This is a genomic window from Carbonatibacter coralli, assembly GCF_039592655.1.
In the GTDB taxonomy this organism is placed as follows: domain Bacteria; phylum Pseudomonadota; class Alphaproteobacteria; order Kiloniellales; family Kiloniellaceae; genus Carbonatibacter; species Carbonatibacter coralli.
Window position 1 is genome coordinate 460,955 of sequence record NZ_JBBUTJ010000002.1, and the last position, 19,400, is coordinate 480,354.

The 19,400-nt window shown below is 55.9% G+C and carries 19 protein-coding genes; 2 read left to right on the forward strand and 17 right to left on the reverse strand.

From position 1 onward, the window contains the following. Positions 1-155: 155 nt before the first annotated feature. Positions 156-839 (reverse strand): D-glycero-alpha-D-manno-heptose-1,7-bisphosphate 7-phosphatase, encoded by a 684-nt coding sequence (locus AAAH10_RS07610; RefSeq protein ID WP_343562188.1) that lies wholly within the window; start codon positions 837-839, stop codon positions 156-158. Between the two features lie 177 nt (positions 840-1,016). On the opposite strand from AAAH10_RS07610, the gene AAAH10_RS07615 reads away from it, so the two are divergent. Then, the gene (locus tag AAAH10_RS07615) at positions 1,017-2,330 is read left to right on the forward strand and encodes a 3-deoxy-D-manno-octulosonic acid transferase (protein ID WP_343562190.1); all 1,314 of its coding nucleotides are present in this window, start codon (positions 1,017-1,019) and stop codon (positions 2,328-2,330) included. 19 nt (positions 2,331-2,349) lie between these two features. Here AAAH10_RS07615 and AAAH10_RS07620 read toward each other — a convergent pair whose 3' ends face one another. Further along, positions 2,350-3,147: a substrate-binding periplasmic protein gene (locus AAAH10_RS07620; RefSeq protein ID WP_343562192.1), complete on the reverse strand. Its 798-nt coding sequence runs from the start codon at positions 3,145-3,147 to the stop codon at positions 2,350-2,352. Between the two features lie 286 nt (positions 3,148-3,433). Here AAAH10_RS07620 and chrA point away from each other — a divergent pair, with 286 nt between their 5' ends. Further along, positions 3,434-4,741, forward strand: coding sequence for a chromate efflux transporter (gene chrA, locus AAAH10_RS07625; protein WP_343562194.1), 1,308 nt, complete (start codon positions 3,434-3,436; stop codon positions 4,739-4,741). 3 nt (positions 4,742-4,744) lie between these two features. On the opposite strand, the gene AAAH10_RS07630 is transcribed toward chrA, so the two are convergent. The 15 genes from AAAH10_RS07630 to ruvA all read right to left on the reverse strand — a co-directional run bounded on the left by AAAH10_RS07630 (position 4,745) and on the right by ruvA (position 19,399). Then, positions 4,745-5,158, reverse strand: a complete 414-nt coding sequence (locus tag AAAH10_RS07630; RefSeq protein WP_343562195.1) for a YchJ family protein — start codon at positions 5,156-5,158, stop codon at positions 4,745-4,747. Continuing rightward, positions 5,151-6,512 carry a phosphoglucosamine mutase gene (glmM, locus tag AAAH10_RS07635; RefSeq protein WP_343562196.1) on the reverse strand — a complete coding sequence of 454 codons (1,362 nt, stop codon included), beginning with the start codon at positions 6,510-6,512 and terminating at the stop codon, positions 5,151-5,153. The genes AAAH10_RS07630 and glmM overlap by 8 nt, the downstream gene beginning before the upstream one ends. A 95-nt stretch (positions 6,513-6,607) precedes the next feature. After that, on the reverse strand, positions 6,608-7,675 hold the full coding sequence (gene folP, locus AAAH10_RS07640) for a dihydropteroate synthase (RefSeq protein WP_343562198.1): 1,068 nt from the start codon (positions 7,673-7,675) through the stop codon (positions 6,608-6,610). 94 nt (positions 7,676-7,769) lie between these two features. Next, a complete protein-coding gene (ftsH, locus tag AAAH10_RS07645; protein ID WP_343562200.1) occupies positions 7,770-9,713 on the reverse strand; it encodes an ATP-dependent zinc metalloprotease FtsH in 1,944 nt (647 codons plus the stop codon). Positions 9,714-9,838: 125 nt separating this feature from the next. After that, positions 9,839-11,407 carry a tRNA lysidine(34) synthetase TilS gene (gene tilS / locus AAAH10_RS07650; RefSeq protein WP_343562202.1) on the reverse strand — a complete coding sequence of 523 codons (1,569 nt, stop codon included), beginning with the start codon at positions 11,405-11,407 and terminating at the stop codon, positions 9,839-9,841. 12 nt (positions 11,408-11,419) lie between these two features. Further along, a complete protein-coding gene (ybgF, locus tag AAAH10_RS07655) occupies positions 11,420-12,445 on the reverse strand; it encodes a tol-pal system protein YbgF (protein ID WP_343562204.1) in 1,026 nt (341 codons plus the stop codon). Between the two features lie 210 nt (positions 12,446-12,655). Further along, entirely contained in the window at positions 12,656-13,171 is a 516-nt protein-coding gene (pal, locus tag AAAH10_RS07660) for a peptidoglycan-associated lipoprotein Pal (protein ID WP_343562206.1), read from the reverse strand. A 271-nt stretch (positions 13,172-13,442) separates the two neighbouring features. After that, positions 13,443-14,783, reverse strand: a complete 1,341-nt coding sequence (tolB, locus tag AAAH10_RS07665) for a Tol-Pal system beta propeller repeat protein TolB (protein WP_343562208.1) — start codon at positions 14,781-14,783, stop codon at positions 13,443-13,445. Positions 14,784-14,890: 107 nt separating this feature from the next. Next, entirely contained in the window at positions 14,891-15,307 is a 417-nt protein-coding gene (gene tolA, locus AAAH10_RS07670; RefSeq protein ID WP_503128504.1) for a cell envelope integrity protein TolA, read from the reverse strand. After that, positions 15,292-15,726 (reverse strand): hypothetical protein, encoded by a 435-nt coding sequence (locus AAAH10_RS07675; RefSeq protein WP_343562212.1) that lies wholly within the window; start codon positions 15,724-15,726, stop codon positions 15,292-15,294. Before AAAH10_RS07675 ends, tolA begins: the two co-directional genes overlap by 16 nt. 154 nt (positions 15,727-15,880) lie before the next feature. Continuing rightward, a complete protein-coding gene (gene tolR / locus AAAH10_RS07680; RefSeq protein ID WP_343562214.1) occupies positions 15,881-16,366 on the reverse strand; it encodes a protein TolR in 486 nt (161 codons plus the stop codon). A 2-nt stretch (positions 16,367-16,368) separates the two neighbouring features. After that, positions 16,369-17,139, reverse strand: a complete 771-nt coding sequence (tolQ, locus tag AAAH10_RS07685; protein ID WP_343562216.1) for a protein TolQ — start codon at positions 17,137-17,139, stop codon at positions 16,369-16,371. 16 nt (positions 17,140-17,155) lie between these two features. Next, on the reverse strand, positions 17,156-17,665 hold the full coding sequence (locus tag AAAH10_RS07690; protein ID WP_343562218.1) for a YbgC/FadM family acyl-CoA thioesterase: 510 nt from the start codon (positions 17,663-17,665) through the stop codon (positions 17,156-17,158). Then, the gene (ruvB, locus tag AAAH10_RS07695) at positions 17,662-18,741 is read right to left on the reverse strand and encodes a Holliday junction branch migration DNA helicase RuvB (RefSeq protein ID WP_343562220.1); all 1,080 of its coding nucleotides are present in this window, start codon (positions 18,739-18,741) and stop codon (positions 17,662-17,664) included. Before ruvB ends, AAAH10_RS07690 begins: the two co-directional genes overlap by 4 nt. Positions 18,742-18,766: 25 nt before the next feature. Next, a complete protein-coding gene (ruvA, locus tag AAAH10_RS07700; protein ID WP_343562221.1) occupies positions 18,767-19,399 on the reverse strand; it encodes a Holliday junction branch migration protein RuvA in 633 nt (210 codons plus the stop codon). Position 19,400: the final 1 nt, after the last annotated feature.

Consider the following 19,400-nt stretch of genomic DNA (forward strand, 5'->3'; position numbering starts at 1 on the left):
ATATTCCTGCATTTTCCTTGTGCCCCCGAACACAGGCAAGCAGAAACAGACGTTCTTGCATCTGCAAGACGTTATGAACTGACATTACAGCCGCAAATAAGGCAAAACCAGCAATGTGCTGTAATCTTTTTGTGTCCTGAGAGCCCTTTGCAGGATCACCGCGAGCCGAAACAATCCCGCAGGGACAGGGCTTCAAGCCCTTTCAGCCTGAGCACAGTGAAGCCGGGCTGCTCTGCACACCAGTCCTCAAGCAGTGGCCTCTGTCCGTCTCCGTGCCCGGTCAGGACATGGGCTGCAGTCCGAAGTCCCGCATTGAAAGCAGCCTGAATGTCACTCAGACTGTCCCCGACCATGACAGATTTTTCCAGATCGAGCTGCAGGGTTCCGGCCGCTTCAAGCAGCATTCCCGGATTGGGTTTTCTGAAAGGATGGTTTGCATGGACAAAACGTTGCCCGTCCCGGTGATAGGGACAAGCCAGAACCATATCAAGACGTGCCCCCTGTGCAGTCAGTAGGGCATGCAGGCGTTCCTGAACAGCAGCGAAATCGGCCCATTCGAAATAGCCACGGGCCAAACCGGACTGATTGGTCACCAGAACAACGGGGATGCCTGCTGCATTGGCTTCGGCAATCTGCGAGGCAACACCTGCTTCCAGGGCGACATCTTCAGGGCTGGACAGATAGTTGACTTCCTCAACAACCACGCCATCCCGATCCAGAAAGAGTGCAGGCAGCAGATTGCCCTCCCGTGCCGCTGTCTCTCCACGGTGTCGAAAGGGACTGTCAGGTCGGACTTCAATCCAGAGATTTTCCTCATTGACCGCTTGAAGCACCGTCATTCTTTTCCCGCCTGTTTCAAATGGTTCCTTCATCACTACCCCAAACAGCAGGTCCCGAAAAGGGCTGCCCCTTGCTTTTCTCAAGAACCCTTGTGCATTCTTTAAAAGTCAGGCAAACAATGGAAAAGGCCAAAACTGGCAGAAACAGAGAAAAAGACGTCACAGCAGGTCCTGTTCATGAGCCCATCCCGCCTTAAAAAGCCTGTATCCCTTCAACTCTACAAAGGTCTGACAGCACTCCTGTCCCCACTGATTGCGCTTCATCTGAAAAAGCGCATCCGCAAGGGCAAGGAAGACGCCCGGCGCCTGCCGGAACGTTTTGGCCATTCCTCGCTTGAACGCGAAGATGGCAAGCTGGTCTGGCTCCACGGCGCCTCGGTCGGGGAGACGCTTTCGATTCTGACCCTGATCAGGAAGCTGAACGAACGCCGTTCCGACCTCCGTTTTCTTGTGACCAGCGGCACTGTGACCTCTTCAAAACTGATGGCAGAGCGTCTGCCTGACAATGCTGTTCACCAGTTCATCCCTGTCGATACCTTTGCAGCAACCCGGCGTTTCCTCTCCCACTGGAAGCCTGATCTGGCCATTCTGGTTGAATCCGAACTCTGGCCCAACCTGCTGATGAACCTTCAGGACTTTGAAATTCCCGCGCTTCTGATCAATGCCCGCATGTCGGAGCGCTCCGGCAGGAGCTGGAAAAGGCATCTCCCGGAAGCCATTGCCTACATGCTGCAAAGCTTTGCGCAGATCCACGCCCAGTCCGATCAGGATGGCGAACGGTTCAGGATACTGGGTCATCTGAACGTTCACACCATGAGCAACCTGAAGTACGCAGCAGATCCCCTGCCTTTTCGGGAAGAGGACAAGGCTGCGCTGCAGGACAGCCTGAAGGGCAGGTTTGTCTGGCTTGCGGCCTCCACACACCCCAGAGAAGAGGAACTGATGGGACTGGCCCACCAAAAGGTCATGCAAGGCTCCGAAGACACTCTGCCTCTCCTGCTGCTGGCACCACGCCACCCTGAACGCGGGGACGAGATTGCCCGGACATTGCGGGCGCAGGGACTGGTTGTGGCCCAGCGCAGCAGGGACGAAAAACCCGAGGCCGGTACAGCAGTGTATCTGCTGGACACCCTCGGGGAGATGGGACTTTGGTACAGTCTCGCCAGGCATGTCGTGATCGGCGGGTCTTTCCTGCGCAGGGGCGGGCAGAACCCTCTGGAACCGGCGCGCCAGGGCAGCGCAATTTTCTGCGGTGCCCAGATGCAGAACTTCGAGACCATAACGCGGGAGATGCTGACGTCCGGCTGCCTGCTTCAGGCCACGGATACAGAAGAAGCGGAAGAACTCTCGCAGGCCATCGCAAATCAGCTGATCCAGTGGCAGAGAACACCGGGCAAAGCCGCCGAAATGATCGCAAAGGGCTATGAGTTCACCTATTCAAAAAACAAAAGCCTTGATGCGCTGATTGTCCAGATTTCGTCTCTGATCTGATACCGGAACAGATCACTGTCTAGTACAGTTCGAACTTCACCCGGGGTTGCAGCTCTGCAGGTGCAGTTTCCCGAAAGGTCTCCCGTACCAGTTGATCCATCTCTCCGTTTCTCTGAAGCTCCAGCAGGGCTCTGTCAAAGGCGTCCCGCATTTTCTCCCGCCCCTTGAAGGACGAGAACATCAGACGCTGCCCGATATTGCTCCCCAGACTGACGGTTTCATAGCTGTTCAGGATGTCATCCCGCTCCTGAAAGGACAGCAGTATTCTCCAGCCCAGTTCCAGACCGACAGGAACAAAGTCCACCCGTCTGTTTTTCAGCATCTGGAAACACTGCTCCATTGTGTTGCTTGATGTGCTTTTCAAAATTCCCTGCTCGACCAGCTGCTTCAGAACAGGTGTTTTCAGATAGCCCAGCGGCTCGCAATAGCTTTTGCTCTCAAGGCTTTCTCTGGTGAAACTTTCCGGTGTCTCGCCCTTGCGGAAATAGATCACCCGCCTTGTATACAAGACCGGTTCCGAAAAAATAAACTCGGCCGCCCGCTCCTCGGTCCAGAGATAGGGGAAACTGACATCATGCCGTCCCGTCCTGAGATCCTGCACGCCTCTCTTCCAGGGAGCATAATTGACATCAATATCGTACCCCGCCCTGACAAAGACACGGTTGACCAGCCGGACCAATGGCCCGCCCCCATCAAGCGTGGCATCAATAAAGGGAGGAAAATGCTCCCCGACAGTAACGGACACAACACCCTTTCGTCCCGGCACTGTTTCTGCCTGTCCATCTTCGGTCGCTCTTGCAGGAAGCAAAGCAGACAACTGCACAACCCAGAAGGTTAAAAGCAGTAAAAATGCTTTGAGACACATCGACAACGCCATCAGAAGATCTCACCAATACCCCGAACAAAAACCATTTTATACAGTGTCTTGGCACTGCATTTTTTCTTGTTGTTCTTTTTTCAGACTGTCCAGTCTAGCGAACCACAGCTCCCGAACAAGCCTATCATTGAAAAAAAGTATGGAAAACTGAAAGTCATGCACAGCCTGGAAATACATGATAGAAAGCTTTCATCTTTCCTGCCTGTTCCTTCAGGGGATCTCCCTCGTGCAAAAAAGCCGCGCCTCATCCATCAGTCTCTCAGAGCTCTTTTCGGTTTGGCTCCGGATTGGCCTCCTGTCCTTTGGCGGCCCCACGGCACAGATCGCCATGATGCACAAGGAACTGGTTGAAGACCGGGACTGGTTCACGGAGCAGGAGTTTCTGGATGCCCTGAGTTTCTGTATGCTCTTGCCCGGCCCGGAGGCCATGCAGCTGGCCGCCTACAGCGGCTGGAAAGTTGCGGGCACGCGCGGAGGATTGATCGCAGGACTGCTCTTCATCCTGCCGGGGGCAACTGTGATCATGGCTCTGGCAACACTCTACGCCCTGTTCGGGGAGCAGCCTCTGGCCCAGGTCCTCTTTACAGGTGTGAAAGCCACAGTACTGATCATCGTTCTCCAGGCCCTGATGCGATTGAGCAAAAAGGCACTGCAAAACAGGGCCCAATGGCTCTTTGCTTTCTGTTCCTTTGTCGCCCTCTTTGCCCTGAACCTCCCCTTTCCCCTGATTATCATGATTGCAGGACTTGTCGGTTATCTCGGTTTTCTGGGAGGGGCAGCCCATCAGAGCACAGCCCCGCAATCCACTTTCAAGGGCAGTCTGAAAACCATCGGGCAGACAGCAACCCTCTGGCTTGCAATCTGGCTGCTGCCCCTGATTGGACTGATTGTTCTGGCTGGTCCGGGGGACCTCTTCAGCCAGCTCGGGCTTTTTGCCTCAAAACTGGCTGTGGTGACCTTTGGTGGTGCCTACGCCGTTCTGAGCTACATGGCACAGGACGTTGTCCAGCAGTTTGGCTGGCTGAATGCGGGGGAGATGGTCGACGGGCTGGGACTGGCGGAAACAACCCCCGGTCCACTGATCCTTGTCACACAGTTTGTAGGCTATCTCGCCGCCTATAAAAATGCAGGATGGGACCAGGCCCTTCTGGCCGGAATGGCCGGGGCAATTGTTGTACTCTGGTGCACCTTTACCCCCTGTTTTCTTTGGATTTTCTCAGGTGCGCCCCTGCTGGATCAACTCAATCACCACCCGAAAATCCGGCGCGCACTGGGTGGCATTACAACCGCCGTCGTCGGCGTTATCCTCAACCTCAGTCTCTGGTTTGCCTTTCAGGTCTTCTTTACACAGAAACTGGTTCTCGATCTCGGGATCACAAAGCTGAGCCTGCCCGAACCTGCCTCGCTTGATCCGAAGGTTCTGGGATTGTCACTGCTTTCCGCAGTGATGTTGCTGGCCCTGAAATGGTCAATTGTCCGGACCCTTGGACTGTCCGCCCTGCTTGCCTACGGACTTCACACAGCAGGCTTTTGAGATCTATTCCTTCAGGGCCCTGACGTAATACCAGCGGCCTGCCTTCCGCTTGAAGAGGCTCTTTTCCCTCTGCTCATGCGTTTCCCCGAATGGCATGCCCTCAAAGCGGGAACGGGCAACAAAGGTCACAGTCCCCTGCTGATCGTCTGCCAAGCCTTTTTCACAGGCCACGATTTCCAGCCCCAGCCACTCGCTTTGGGTAGCACGCTGAAGCGTCCCCAAAGCATCAAACTTCCTTTGCTCCGAAGGCCAGAGTGTTTCTCTGAGATAGTCAATCTGCTGTTTCACATAGGCCGCATAGCGTGACCGCATCAGAGCCTCCGATGTCTCAGGTCTGGCTGTGCCCTTGTGAAAAGGTGCACAGCAATTCCCGTAGGACAGACCGGAACAGCAGGGGCAGGCTTCAGATTCAGGCATCTGCCGCCTGTTCGATCACGGCTTTGATTCTGTCAACAACGGCGTTCACCTGATCATTTTCCCTGCCTTCAGCCATGACACGGATCACAGGCTCGGTCCCGGATTTTCGGATCAGCACACGCCCGCTGCCTTCAAGGGAACGTCCTCCCTCATCGATGGCTTCCCTGACCTGGGACAGGTCCAGCACCTCATCCAGGGGTTGACCGGAAGAAATACGGACATTCTTCAGAATTTGCGGATAGGGCTCAAAGGCACGCATAACCTCACTGGCCTTGCGACCATCGCGGAGAATTGCAGCAATCACCTGCAGGGCAGCCATCAGGCCGTCCCCTGTTGTCGCGTGATCACTCAGGATCATGTGACCGGATTGCTCACCACCGAGGTTGTAGCCGGACTTGCGCATTTCCTCGAGAACATAGCGATCCCCGACCGAGGTCCGGATCAGATCCAGTCCCAGCTCTTTCAGATAGTTTTCAAGCCCCATATTGGACATGACCGTCGCAACAACCCCGTTACCTTTCAACTGTCCGGACTGATGAAGTGTCTTGGCAATCAGGGCCATGACCTGGTCCCCGTCAATCACCTGCCCCTTTTCATCCACCATGATCAGGCGATCGGCATCTCCATCCAGAGCAATACCAAAGTCGGCATTGTGCGTTACCACAGCCTCCCGCAAGGTCCCCGGTGCTGTTGCACCGCAATTCTTGTTGATGTTGAAGCCATCCGGCTGCACAGCGACAGGGATCACCTCTGCGCCCAGTTCATAGAGAACGGTTGGCGCCACCTTGTAGGCTGCGCCGTTCGCACAATCGACAACGATCTTGAGGCCATCAAGACGCAGATCGCGCGGAAAGCTGTTCTTTACAAATTCGATATAGCGACCCGCAGCATCATCCAGTCGACGGGCACGACCCAGTTTTTCCGAGGGGGCCAGAGCAATGGAAGACGGGTCCTCGACAAGAGCTTCGATCTCTGCCTCGACAGCATCGTTCAGCTTGAAACCATCCGGACCGAAAAGCTTGATACCATTGTCCTGATACGGATTGTGCGATGCCGAAATCATCACGCCCATATCGGCACGCATCGAACGGGTCAGCATTCCCACAGCAGGCGTGGGAACCGGCCCCAGCAGGATAACATCCATGCCCACGGCAATAAATCCGGCAGTCAGTGCAGGTTCCAGCAGATAGCCCGAAAGTCGCGTGTCCTTGCCAATAACAACAGTGTGTCTGTGATCGCCCCGGGTAAAGTGGGAACCGGCCGCCTTGGCAACCGCCATCGCAATTTCTGCTGTTACCGGATTGGAATTGGCGGTACCGCGAATACCGTCCGTACCGAAAAGCTTACGAGCCATTGAACGTCTGCTCCAACTGTCTTCTTGTTGTTTGCCCTTGAATCTGGAGAATCAGATTTTACGAGTACAGGGAAAAATAGTGTATCCGGATAACCTTAACGTTCTGCTATCGCACGTGCAATTCTGAAAGCCTGCACTGTCTCCGCGACATCGTGCACCCTGAAAAACTGAACACCCTTGCGCCAGCCATCCAGGGCACAGGCCAATGACCCGGCCACGCGGTCCTTTGGCTCCTCACCGGCGGAAAGCCTGCCAATAAAGCTTTTGCGACTGACGCCCAGCAGTACCGGACAGCCTGTGCCATGCAGCAGGGCCTGCATGTCCAGAAGGCGCAGATTGTGTTCAATGGTTTTTCCGAAACCAATACCCGGGTCCACACAGATCATGTCCCGGGGAATACCCGCATTCACACAGCCCTCAACCCGTTTTTCCAGATAGTCATAAACATCAAGAGCAGCATCGCTGTAGGTGGGATTGTGCTGCATGGTCAGGGGATTGCCCTGCATGTGCATCAGCATCACCGGAACGCCGCACTCAACAGCAGTCTGCAGGGAATCGGGATCCCCTTCCAGACCGGAGACATCATTGATGATATCTGCCCCGGCTGCGACGGCTTCACGCATAACACGGGCATGACGGGTGTCGATTGAAACCCGTGTGCCAGCGGCTTTCAAGCCCTCGATGACCGGAATAACACGTCGGAGCTCTTCATCCTCACTGACCGGGTCTGCACCCGGGCGGGTTGATTCACCGCCGATATCCAGAAGGGTTGCCCCCGCTTCCCACAGCCTCAGACCATCAGCAACAGCCACATCCGGATCAAGCCGATCCCCTCCGTCAGAGAAGGAATCAGGTGTCGCATTGATCACCGCCATGATATGCGGCTCGTCCATTGGCAAACCGGAAAAGGCAGCCCGTGGCATCTGGAGACGTTGCAGAAGTTCTGCGGCACGGGCTTCCTGATCGGGACAGCTGCGTTTGACCCAGTCCATCAGCCCTGTGACAGACCCGGCTTCGCGCAGGAGGATCTTGCCCTCCTCATCACGCAAGAGGGCCTCAACGGCTGAAAAGGAGCGTTTGCCACCAGCCAGTGCAAGATCTCCCTCCCGTCTTTCAGAAGCATCAACAAGCGCAATGGGGCGAATATAAAGTCTCTGGGCCATCAGTCCCGAACTCCGTCAAATCTCTTTAAAACCAGATCAGGGCCCTTCCATCAGAAAGGGCCCTGCATCATCAATGACTGTAACGTCAGAGCAATCAGCTTTCCGGCTGAGGCTCTGCCGGACCATCAGGAGCGGCATCATCCGCATCATCAGAAGGCGACTTGGTCTTGCCTGTCGTCGGAATGGAGGAGTGGACAGAGCCGGAACCCTTGCCACTGTCATCCGAACGATCAAGAGAGCCCTTATCCAGAAGGGTGTTCACCTCATCGCCACTCAGTGTCTCGTATTCAAGCAGGGCACGTGTGATCAGTTCAAGCTGGTCACGATGCTCTGTCAGGACACGACGCGCCTCGGCTTCGGCCTCTTCGATCAGCGCACGTACCTCGTCATCAATCATCTTCTGCGTGGCACCGGAAACAGTCAGTCCGTTATTGCCGCCACCACCATAGCTGAAGGGATCATCCTGACGTGACACATAGCGCAGGCGGCCAAGCTTGTCGCTCATGCCGTACTCCATCACCATGGCACGTGCCATGTTGGTGGCCTGCTGGATATCATTGCCCGCACCAGTGGTCACATTTTCAGGACCATAGATGATTTCCTCGGCCAGACGACCACCGAACATCATCGCAAGGCGAGCTTTCATCTCCATGACCTTGTAGCCCAGACGATCCCGTTCAGGCAGGTTCATGGTGACACCCAGGGCACGGCCGCGCGGAATGATTGTGACCTTGTGCAGCGGGTCATTGCCCTTCACATGCAAGCCAACCAGAGCGTGACCCGCTTCGTGATAGGCTGTCATTTCCTTCTCGTCATCAGACATGACCATGGAGCGACGCTCCGCACCCATCATGACCTTGTCCTTGGCATTTTCGAAATCTGCCATGGTCACAACGCGCTTGCCTGCACGGGCGGCCAGCAGGGCTGCCTCGTTCACCAGATTTGCCAGCGCCGCACCGGAGAAGCCCGGCGTACCGCGCGCAATGACACGAGGCTCGACATCCGGAGCCACAGGCACCTTGCGCAGGTGAACCTTCAGAATTGTCTCGCGCCCCAGAATATCCGGGTTCGGCACCGTGACCTGACGGTCAAAACGGCCCGGACGCAGCAGCGCCTGATCAAGCACATCCGGACGGTTGGTCGCGGCAATGATAATCACGCCTTCGTTGGCCTCAAAACCATCCATCTCGACCAGCATCTGGTTCAGGGTCTGCTCGCGCTCGTCATTTCCGCCGCCCATTCCGGCGCCACGGTGACGACCGACCGCATCAATCTCGTCAATGAAGATCAGACAGGGTGCATTCTTCTTGCCCTGTTCGAACATGTCACGCACACGACTGGCGCCAACACCCACGAACATTTCGACAAAGTCAGAGCCGGAAATGGTAAAGAAGGGAACATTGGCTTCTCCGGCAACAGCACGGGCCAGAAGGGTCTTACCGGTACCGGGAGGTCCGACAAGCAGGCAGCCTTTCGGAATCTTGCCGCCCAGACGCTGAAACTTCTGGGGATCACGCAGGAACTCGACGACTTCCTGCAGTTCTTCCTTCGCTTCATCAACACCGGCAACGTCATCAAAGGTCACACGGCCCTGCTTTTCAGTCAGCAGCTTCGCCTTGCTTTTCCCAAAGCCCATGGCCTTGCCGCCACCGCCGCCCTGCATTTGACGGAACAGGAAAATCCACACACCAATCAAAAGCAGCATCGGGAACCACGAGATCAGAATGGACCCCAGGGACACACCATCATCCAGTGGCGCAACATCCACGCGCACACCATTGTTCCGCAGTGTTTTCAGAAGATCGGGGTCTTCCATCCGCAGCGTGGAGAAGTTCTGTCCGTCGCGATACTTGCCGACAATTTCCTGCCCCTTGATTGTCACAGTCTGAATCTGGCCGGTTTCCACCTGGGCCAGAAAGTCTGTATAGGACATCTGTTGCTGACCACCTTGCGATGTCGGCCCCTGAAAGAGGTTAAACAAGGCAAAGAGCAACAACGCCACAACAATCCAGAGAGCAGCATTTTTTCCGAGATTCAAGGCTTAGCCCCTTTACGTTACATGACAGGCATTCCTGATATCCCTACGCTCCGGGAGTGGAAAAAGGATCAGGATGCCCATTCGTTTGTTTTGTTGTCTGCTTTGAAGATAATGCGCCTGCGCCATCAAGCAACCGTAAAGGGGTGTTCAATGACGCTTTTTTTTGGCTTCCAGCGCACCATCAGGGCCTCGAAGGGAACAATTGAAGCATTTTGTGCACAAAAGAGCGGCAAAACAGGGTACTCCACCCCTTCATATTCACTCACCACAGCCTCCAGAGCCACGGCAAGACAGCGCCCGTCCACATAGAGCGCCGGCAGGGTTTGACAAACGGTCTGACCGAACTGTTTGCCTGTTGCATCCCGGACAGCATTCAGTGCTGTCCTTTCTACAGAAAGCTTCGCATTCCCGTCGGCGATCACTCCGGAATCCTGAAGCCATCGCAACAACAGTTCGCAATTATAGCACAAATCATATCGTGCGTCCCATCGCACGGGCTGACCGGGCGCACGCTGCTCTCCTGCTTCAAGTCCGACAACCGGCAAGCCTCTGTTTTCACGCAGGATCTGCAGCGCCCTTCTTCCACGGCTTTGCACGATACATCCGGCCAGATTCTGCCTGAAATGGGGTTTCGACCGGCCAGCCGCTGTCTGATTGTTCCCGGCAAGCTCCTGCAGGGGCTGCAACAGATCGAGACAGCTTTTTAGATCGGGAAGATGCTCCACATCCGAGAGAAGCTGCAGGGAACGCCTGATGGCAAGAGCAAGGACATCCCTGTTCTCCGGCTCGTCGAGCCAGCCAGCCTCGAGGCCGAGTTCGACAAAACCCTGTGGAGAAACACGGGCATGCTCAAGCAGGTAATGGTTTGCTGCCCGCTCCAGATCGTGACGCCTTTGCCCCAGGGCTCTTGTTGTTTCGCAAAGCTGCTCGCACTCTTCAGGTGACATGTCTCCAAGCACAGTGCGTATCCTGCTTCGAAGGTAATCAGTCCTGCTGTTCGACGGATCTTCCAGCCAGGGCTGTTCCTCATCGCGCAAACGCCTGGTCAAACCGGCTTTTGGCACCCCCAGCAAGGGCCTGATCAGAAGCCCGAAGGGCCGTTCGACCACCATGGACATCCCGGCCAATCCGAAAGGACCGCTCTTTTTCTCCCGCCTCATCAGAACCGTTTCCAGCTGATCATCCCGATGATGTCCTGTGCAAAGATGCGTCACGCCCTGTCTTTGACACCAGTGATCAAGCAAGGCGTAACGGGCCTTGCGCGCTTCTGACTGGGTAACCTTCTTCTGTTGTCCGGTTTCGTTCCGTTTCCAGATGAGGCTGTCATGGGCAATGCCGCGCCTGCCCATCTGCCAGTTGCACCAAAGTGCCTCAAGCCCGGAATCAGGCCTGAGTGTGTGATCAACAGTGACCGTATGAAAAGCCAAATCCCTGGAAGAGCACCATCGCGCCATTTGCAGGGCCAGCAACAGGGAATCAGCACCACCGGAAAGAGCCACCGCAAAGACATCCGTTGCCTTGAACGGACCAAGTCGTTCCATGGCCTGATCAAAATCACGATCACTCAGTGCAGGGGCTTCAGCTTCAGACAGTCTTTCCCCGTCACCCGTAAAAGCAGCATCACCCTCCAGCCGGACAAGACTGGAGGGTGAAATGAAAGCCCGGGGGCTGCTTTTCTTCTCTGTGCCGTTCATGCGTCACGCAAATTACGGACAGGACAGGGACTGTTTCTGACTGCTGGCACGCTGCAGGATAACAGTGTTGGCATTCGGATAGCGCTGCAGCAGGGCATCAAAGGTTCCGCAGGCATCAGCCGTGTTGCCCAGCGCTGAAAGGGAAAGTCCCAGCTTCAACAGATTGTCCGGTGCCTTGCTGCTGTCGGGATAGGTCTGGAAGCCCTCCGCAAAGGTCAGGGCCGCCTGCTGGAAGTCACCACGCACGTAATGCGTTTCACCCAGCCAGTATTGCGCGTTCCCTGCCAGAGGATCCGTCGGATGCGCCTCAACGAACTGTCCAAATGCAGATTCAGCCTGTGCGTATTGCGCCCGCTGCAGCAGATCAAAGGCAAAACGATACTGTTGTGTCGGACTGGTATCCGGCAGGGTGACCCCTGCTGTCGAGCCTGTTGACGCCACCAGGCTCTGCGGAGCAGTCTGGGTGACCGCCGCAGTTTCACCATTGGCTCCCTGGGAAATGACTCCCAGAGTACCCGGCTGCGCTCCATTGCCCGCCGCAGCCTGCGCTGCAGTGTTAAGGGTTGCAGGATTGTTCTGCGCTGTTACGGGACCACCCTGCTGTTCCAGCTGGGAGAATCTCAGTTCCATGTCAGCACCGAGACGATCAAGCTTGTCAGCAACCTGCTGCAGACGGAAATTGAACTCCTCGACCTGACCATTGAGACGCCTCATATCCTCCTCAACCTGATTGAGGCGGGATCGGCTGGCACCACCGGCTTCGGGCACCTGTCCGGCTGTTGTCACATTGGCCGGGATTTCCTTGCCCTGATAGACATGCTGCTGAAGGGTCAGAATATCACGTTGCAGACGATCAAGACGATTGACCAGCCCCTGCACCTGATTGCTTTGTGCCAGTTGCTGAGCCTGGGCATGCTGCGGAACAGCTGTTCCAACACTCACTGTCAGCGCCGTCGCAGACAGAAGCACTGCACCACAAATCCGACGGCCAGACTTCCCGGGAACTCCCGGCTCTTTGAACAGGCGTGAAAACAACATACATCTTATCCTTCGGTGGTCATAAAGGCGGTGGTCATAAAGACAGCATCTGCCAGACGGTTTTTGGCGCAATCCTGATCAGACAGGTATTCAAACTATAAAAGCTTTTTGAAAAGATTGTGGCAAGAGGCGACTTTGTGTTTTCAGCCCGTCTCTCCAAAAAGAAAAAGCCGCCCGGAGGCGGCTTTTTACAAATCGCTGCGTTGCCAATCAGTTGACAACGAAAACTGTGCGACGGTTTTGAGCCCATGCAGCTTCGTTGGAGCCCAGAACAGCTGGACGCTCTTTACCGAAGGAGATGGTTTGCAGACGGTTGCCATTTACACCCAGATCAACCAGGTAATCGCGAACAGCATTTGCACGACGCTCACCCAGAGCCAGGTTGTACTCACGTGTGCCGCGTTCGTCAGCGTTGCCTTCCAGTGTCAGAGTAACGGAAGGGTTGCTGTTCAGCCAAACAGCCAGAGTCTCTACTGTTTTCTGAGCTTCAGAAGAAAGAGTGCTGCTGTCGGTTGCGTAGAAAACACGGTCACCAACTTCAACAAGCAGAGCTTCCTGAGTGCCGGGAGCCGGGCCATCGATTGTGTTGGAAGACACAGAAGAACCGTTGCCGCCATTGTTTGCGGAGCTACCGTCAGAAGAGCCTGTTCCAGTGTCAGAAGAAGTGCCCGCACACGCGCTGACAATCAGTGCTGCTGCGAACATGGTCAGAAGTTTGAAGCGCATATTCTGCCTCTCGTTAAAAATCTTCGATTACAATTACACACGAAAAGGCCCCCCCGAAGGAACCGGACTCCTCGTAATCTCATACACCCCATGAGTTCCAGTCGAACTGGTTAACACGCAAGGACTATATCACCTCCCGGCCCATAATCAAGCAAAGAGCGTCTTGAAAACCAAAGGCCTACAGAGTTTTGGAGGATTTTCACCCCCCGAAACTCAAGGGAAACAAAACTGCAAAAGCTTTGCAACAAACAAGTCGGTGAACACACCAAAGCTATTGCAGCAAAGGCGACCAGGCCGGATCGGTTCCATCCAGAGGTGTCAGAACTTCACGTTCATTGTAACCGGTCAGGTCGATTGTATAGAGCTTTGTCGTAAAGCGGCCCTGCGAATCAGCCCGGCTTTGACGATAGAAAGACAAGACACGACCGTTCGGTGACCAGGTCGGTCCCTCCACGTGGAAACCCTCGGCCAGCATGCGTTCTCCGGAGCCGTCCGGACGCATGACACCAATGTAGAAAGTGCCCCTGTTGATGCGTGTAAAGGCAATCAGATCACCACGCGGCGACCAAACAGGCGTACCGTAAGCGCCTTTGTTGAAAGAGATTCTCTTCACGTCGGAACCGTCACGGCGCATGGTGTAAAGCTGCTGGCTGCCACCGCGGTCAGAGTTGAAAACAATGTACTGTCCATCAGGAGAAGGAGACGGAGAAGTGTCAATGGCCGGATTGTTCGTCAGGCGCTGAATTCTGCGGGTTGGCAAATCCATCGCAAAGATATCGGTGTTGCCGTTTTCCGCCATGGACATCAGAACGGTATCCCCGTCAGGCGTAAAGCGCGGGGCAAAGGTCATGCCGCGGAAATTCCCCAGAACTTCCTGCTGTCCGGTGTTGAGATTCAACAGATAGACGCGCGGCTGGCCTCCCTCATAGGACAGATAGGTGATCTCCTGGCGATTCGGTGAAAAACGCGGCGTGAAAACGTCCGCTCTGCCGTCTGTAAGAAATTTGTGATCGAAGCCGTCCTGGTCCATGATCGCCAGTCTGCGGCGGCGATTGTCCTGTGTTCCCGATTCGGAAACGTAAACAACACGGGTGTTGAAATAGCCATCCTCACCGGTCAGACGCTTGTAGATCTGATCCGAAGCGTAGTGCGCAATGCGGCGCCATGCTGTTTTGACATTCTCCAGTGCAAAACCGATCATCTGGTTTTCAGCAAAAACATCAATCAGGCGAATCTCGACGCGCAAACGACCGTCAGCCTGCAGAATGGCGCGGCCGGTCACCAGAGCCTGCGCATTGATCAGACGCCAGTCTCCATAGCGAACACCCGCCTGCAGGGACGCGCTGTCCTGGATAAAGGCATTCTTGTTGATCGGCTTGAACAAACCGGAACGCTCCAGATTGTCCGCAATAACCTTGGCGATATCACTGCCGATCAGCTGTTCGTCCGGCTGGGAACCGGCAAAGTCTGTGACAGCAATCGGCAGCGGCGCAACATAACCGCGCGTAATATCAACGTTCAGTTCGGCCCGGGCTGATCCCGCAGGCAACAGAGCGCCAACAGCCATCAGAGCGACAGCCATTACAAACAGGGCAAGGTTTCTGACAATCATGCGTCGTTCCTTCTCTCTCTTCCGAGCCTGACCTGTGAGGCCCTGCCCATACATCGCATTGCCAAGGAGATTGCGATGAAAAAGTGGCTATTACAAGACACCAGAACCTAGAAAAGATTACTGGGATCAAAGGTCAGGTTAATCGTTTTCCAGTCGTCGTAGTATTCCGGTTTGAGCTGCGCAAAGGGTGCAGCAGCAAACACGGCCGCCCTCGCCCGTTCCGCAGCAGCGCGGAAGAAAGCATCCCGGTTGAAACGGGCGCCATCCTGGATATCCACCTGGGCAACCTGCCCGGTTCGCGTCAGGTGAATGGTCATCCGAACGATGAAATCACGCGCATCCTTGGCACCAGGCTCCAGCTTCCACCTTTGTTCCACAGACTGGCGCACCAGTTGTTCCATCCCGGCGACCTGCGCACGGGACGCCTTTTGCGTCCTTTGAGGTTGCGTCTGGCTGGACGAGCTTCTTGGCTTCGCCTTGGGTTCATCCTTCAGCTTTTCAACATTCTTCAGAATGTTTGCCAGCGGATCAGCCGGTTTTGCAGGCTTTGGTTCCGGCTCCGGCTTTTTGGGAGGCTCGGGCGGCTTTGGACGCGGCTTCGGCTTTGGAGCCTGGGGCTCAGGTTCTGGCTCAAGTTCTGGCTCAGGTTCTGGCTCAGGTTCTGGCTCAGGTTCTGGCTCGGGCTCAGGCTCTGGCTCAGGCTCAGGCTCTGGCTCCGGCTCGGGTTCCGGCTCAGGCTCAGGCTCTGGCTCCGGCTCGGGTTCCGGCTCAGGCTCTGGTTCCGGCTCTGGTTCCGGCTCTGGCTCTGGTTCCGGCTCTGGTTCCGGCTCTGGTTCCGGCTCTGGCTCTGGTTCCGGCTCTGGCTCTGGTTCCGGCTCTGGCTCAGGCTCAGGCTCAGGCTCAGGTTCTGGCTCGGGTTCTTCCTCAAGAACAGCCTCGTCATCCTGCAAACGTGCGAACTCTTCCTCGCTCACCAGCTCCACAGGGATGTGAGGGGAAATCTGGATACGATCACGGAAAGCAGGCAATCCAAAGATCAACACCACAATCAAAGCCGCATGGAGGAAAAGGGAGAACAGAAGGCCCACAGGCATATCCTAGTTTCCGTCCCCGTCTTGTGCTGAAGAAGCAGAAACCCCCGGGCTTTTTGTGATCAGGGCCACACGGTTAAAGCCCGCGTTCTGCAGTTCCGCCATCACGCGGGCCACTTCACCATAGGGTGCCGCCTGATCGCCGCGCACATAAATACGGGTGTCGGGCTTGTTCGCGGTAATGGCCTGCAGGCGTGGCACCAGTTGGACAATCTCGACAGCAGATTCCTGAAGGAAGATCTCGCGCTCCCTGTTCACGGTGATCACGAGAGGTTCCTCGGCTTCCGTGATGGCCTGCGCCTTGGTCTTGGGCAGATCAACGGGAACACCCACTGTCAGAAGCGGTGCTGTCACCATGAAAACAATCAGAAGAACAAGCATCACATCCACAAAGGGAGTGACGTTGATATCACTCATCGGACGATAGCTGGAGCGTCCCCAACGACGGGTTCGACGCCGTCCACCACCTCCGCCGGAAATGGAAGCGCCCATGCTCAGTTCTCCTCCAGCTGACGGGAGAGAATGGCGGAGAATTCACCGGCGAAGGATTCGAGACGCGCCGCATAGCGACCGATATCACTGGACAGTTTATTGTAGGCCAGAACAGCCGGGATGGCAGCCACCAGCCCCAGAGCTGTCGCAAAAAGGGCCTCGGCAATGCCCGGCGCAACAACAGCCAGGGAGGTGTTGTTTGACGCCGCGATGGAGGTAAAGGCATTCATGATCCCCCACACGGTTCCAAACAGCCCGATAAAGGGAGCTGCAGAACCGACAGAAGCCAGAAAGCCCATGTTCTTTTCAACGGATTCCATGTCCTTGTTGAGACTGATATCCATCACCCGTTCGATACGCTGCTGCAAACCGGCACGCGCGCCATCGGATCGCAGGCTGTCCCCGCGACTGCTGGTGCGGCGCCACTCGCCCATGGCCGCAACAAAGATATTGGAAACCGGATCCGTCGCACGTTTTTCAACACGGTCAAAAAGATCGGACAGGGATCCTCCGGACCAGAAGGCATCCTCGAACTGATCGGCTTTTTTACGAAGGCGCCGCAGCAAAAGCGTCTTGTCAATCATCACAGCCCAGGACCAGACAGACGCCAGGACCAGCATGATCATCACGGCCTTCACAATCACATCGGCCTGAAGGAACAGGCCCCAGACACTCAGGTCATGACCGGCAGCAGCTGTGTTCAAAACCAGATTTTCCACCTGACCACCACCCAGCTCTGTCACCTGGATTCCGGTATCTGCTTCATTTGCCATTGTTTTTGCGGCCCCCTTATTGCCACAGCGCTTCGAGGCGCGATTTCAGTTCTCTGGGCGGACGGGCAAGCCCTCCGTCCTTTTCCCTCAACAAGACCACACGGAGTTCAACCGAAGTCAGCAGCTCATCCCCGCGCATGATTTTCTGTTCAAAGTCCAGCGTGGCCCCGCGAGCAGGCTTCAGGCGTGTCCGAACCTCCAGCAGTTCATCCACACGCGCAGGACTCTCGAAGCTAAGAGAGCAATCCTTTACGGCAAAAAAAAGGCCGAATTGCTCCTTGAGCACCTGATGAATCGACCCGTTTCCCCCGTTTTCTACAAGATTGAGAAAGCGCAGGGATTCTGTTCGACCACGTTCAGCGAACTTTATGTAATTGGCGTGATAAACAACACCCGTAAAATCCGTGTCCTCAAAAAAGACACGCAGGGGCAATCGGAATACCCCTCTTTCAAAAACCCCACTCATTGGCAGAGCCGCAGTCGGTGTTTCAAAGACCACGCAATCCAGAGCCTGCATTTCACTCATGACAGGTCATCTCCGGGCGTCCCGTCCAGAAAGTCCATCTGTCCGGACGGCACGACGCCTCCCCCTGCGCTGAAAGCCTGGGGAACATCCAGTCCCAGATAGCCATAGGTTGCGGTTGTCAGCATGCGCCCACGCGGTGTCCGCTGCAAAAGTCCCTGCTGGATCAGATAGGGTTCTATCACATCCTCCAGGACATCACGCTGTTCCGAGAGGGCTGCGGCCAGTGTCTCGGCACCAACCGGGCCACCACCATAATTTTCGGCAATGGTACGCAGATACTTGCGATCCATGGCATCCAGCCCGCGCTCGTCAACATCCAGACGTTTCAGAGCAACATCCGCATCGGTGGCATTGATTTCCTCAAGCCCGGCAACAGCCGCAAAATCACGCACACGCCGCAGCAACCGCCCTGACACACGTGGTGTACCGCGCGAACGCCGGGCCACTTCAAAGGCCCCATCATCGGTCATGGGAGCCCCCAGAATACCGGCGGCACGCTTTACAACCAGTTGCAGTTCCTCCGGCTCGTAGAATTGCAGGCGCAACGGAATGCCGAAACGTTCGCGCAGCGGCGTCGAGATCAGTCCGGAACGCGTTGTGGCACCAATCAGGGTAAAGGGCGGCAAATCAATCTGCACAGAACGCGCGGCAGGGCCCTCCCCGATAATGAGGTCCAGCTTGAAGTCTTCCATGGCCGGATAGAGGATTTCCTCCACCTGCGCACTGAGACGGTGAATCTCGTCAATGAAAAGAACATCATAGGGCTGAAGGTTCGTCAGAATAGCCGCCAGATCACCAGCCTTGGCAATCACCGGTCCGGAAGTGGCCCGGAAGCCAACGCCCAGTTCCCGCGCGACAACCTGGGACAGCGTTGTTTTCCCCAATCCGGGCGGACCGAAGAAAAGCACGTGATCCAGAGCATCACCACGCTGTTTTGCAGCCTGAATAAAAATGTTCAGGTTCTCGCGCAGCTGGCGCTGTCCGATAAATTCCCCCAGGCTCAGGGGCCTGATGGACTGATCGGCACCATCACCTTCGGAGAAATTTGCCGAGACCAGTCTGTCCTGTTCACTCATTGTCTTGTATCTCCGTCAACGGGCATCACGGCATCAACTCTTTCAAACCGGCCTTGATCAGATCTTCTACCGTTGCATCCGGACCAAGTTCCAGCGCCATTTTCGAAACCGCGTTATAGGCTTCGGACCGGCGATAGCCCAGATTGGTCAGCGCAGACACCGCATCTTCCGGTACGGCAGCCGCCTGGGAAGGGCTGCCGGCTTCGGCCGGAACACCGTCCCGACCGGAAAGCACAGCGCCTTCCCCCAGAGACAGGCCCGCGGTTTTGTCTTTCAGTTCGTTGAGGATCCGCTGCGCCAGCTTCGGCCCGACACCACTGGCGCGGGTCAGGCTGGTCTTGTCCTGTGCAGCAATGGCCATGACGATTTCCTGCGGTGACAAGGCAGAAAGAATGGCCAGCCCCATCTTGGCGCCAACGCCCTGAACGGTGCAGAGCAGGCTGTAACAATCCTTTTCGGATGCGGAGGAAAATCCGTAGAGGGTGATCTGGTCTTCCCTCACATGCGTTTCAATCATCAGGCTTGTTGCCTCACCCTGGGAAGGCAGGGCACCCAGTGTGCGGGAGGAACAGTGAACAATATAGCCAACACCGTTGACATCCAGCAGCACCCAGTCATCACCGGAGCTGTCCACAAGCCCTTTGAGTTTTCCGATCATA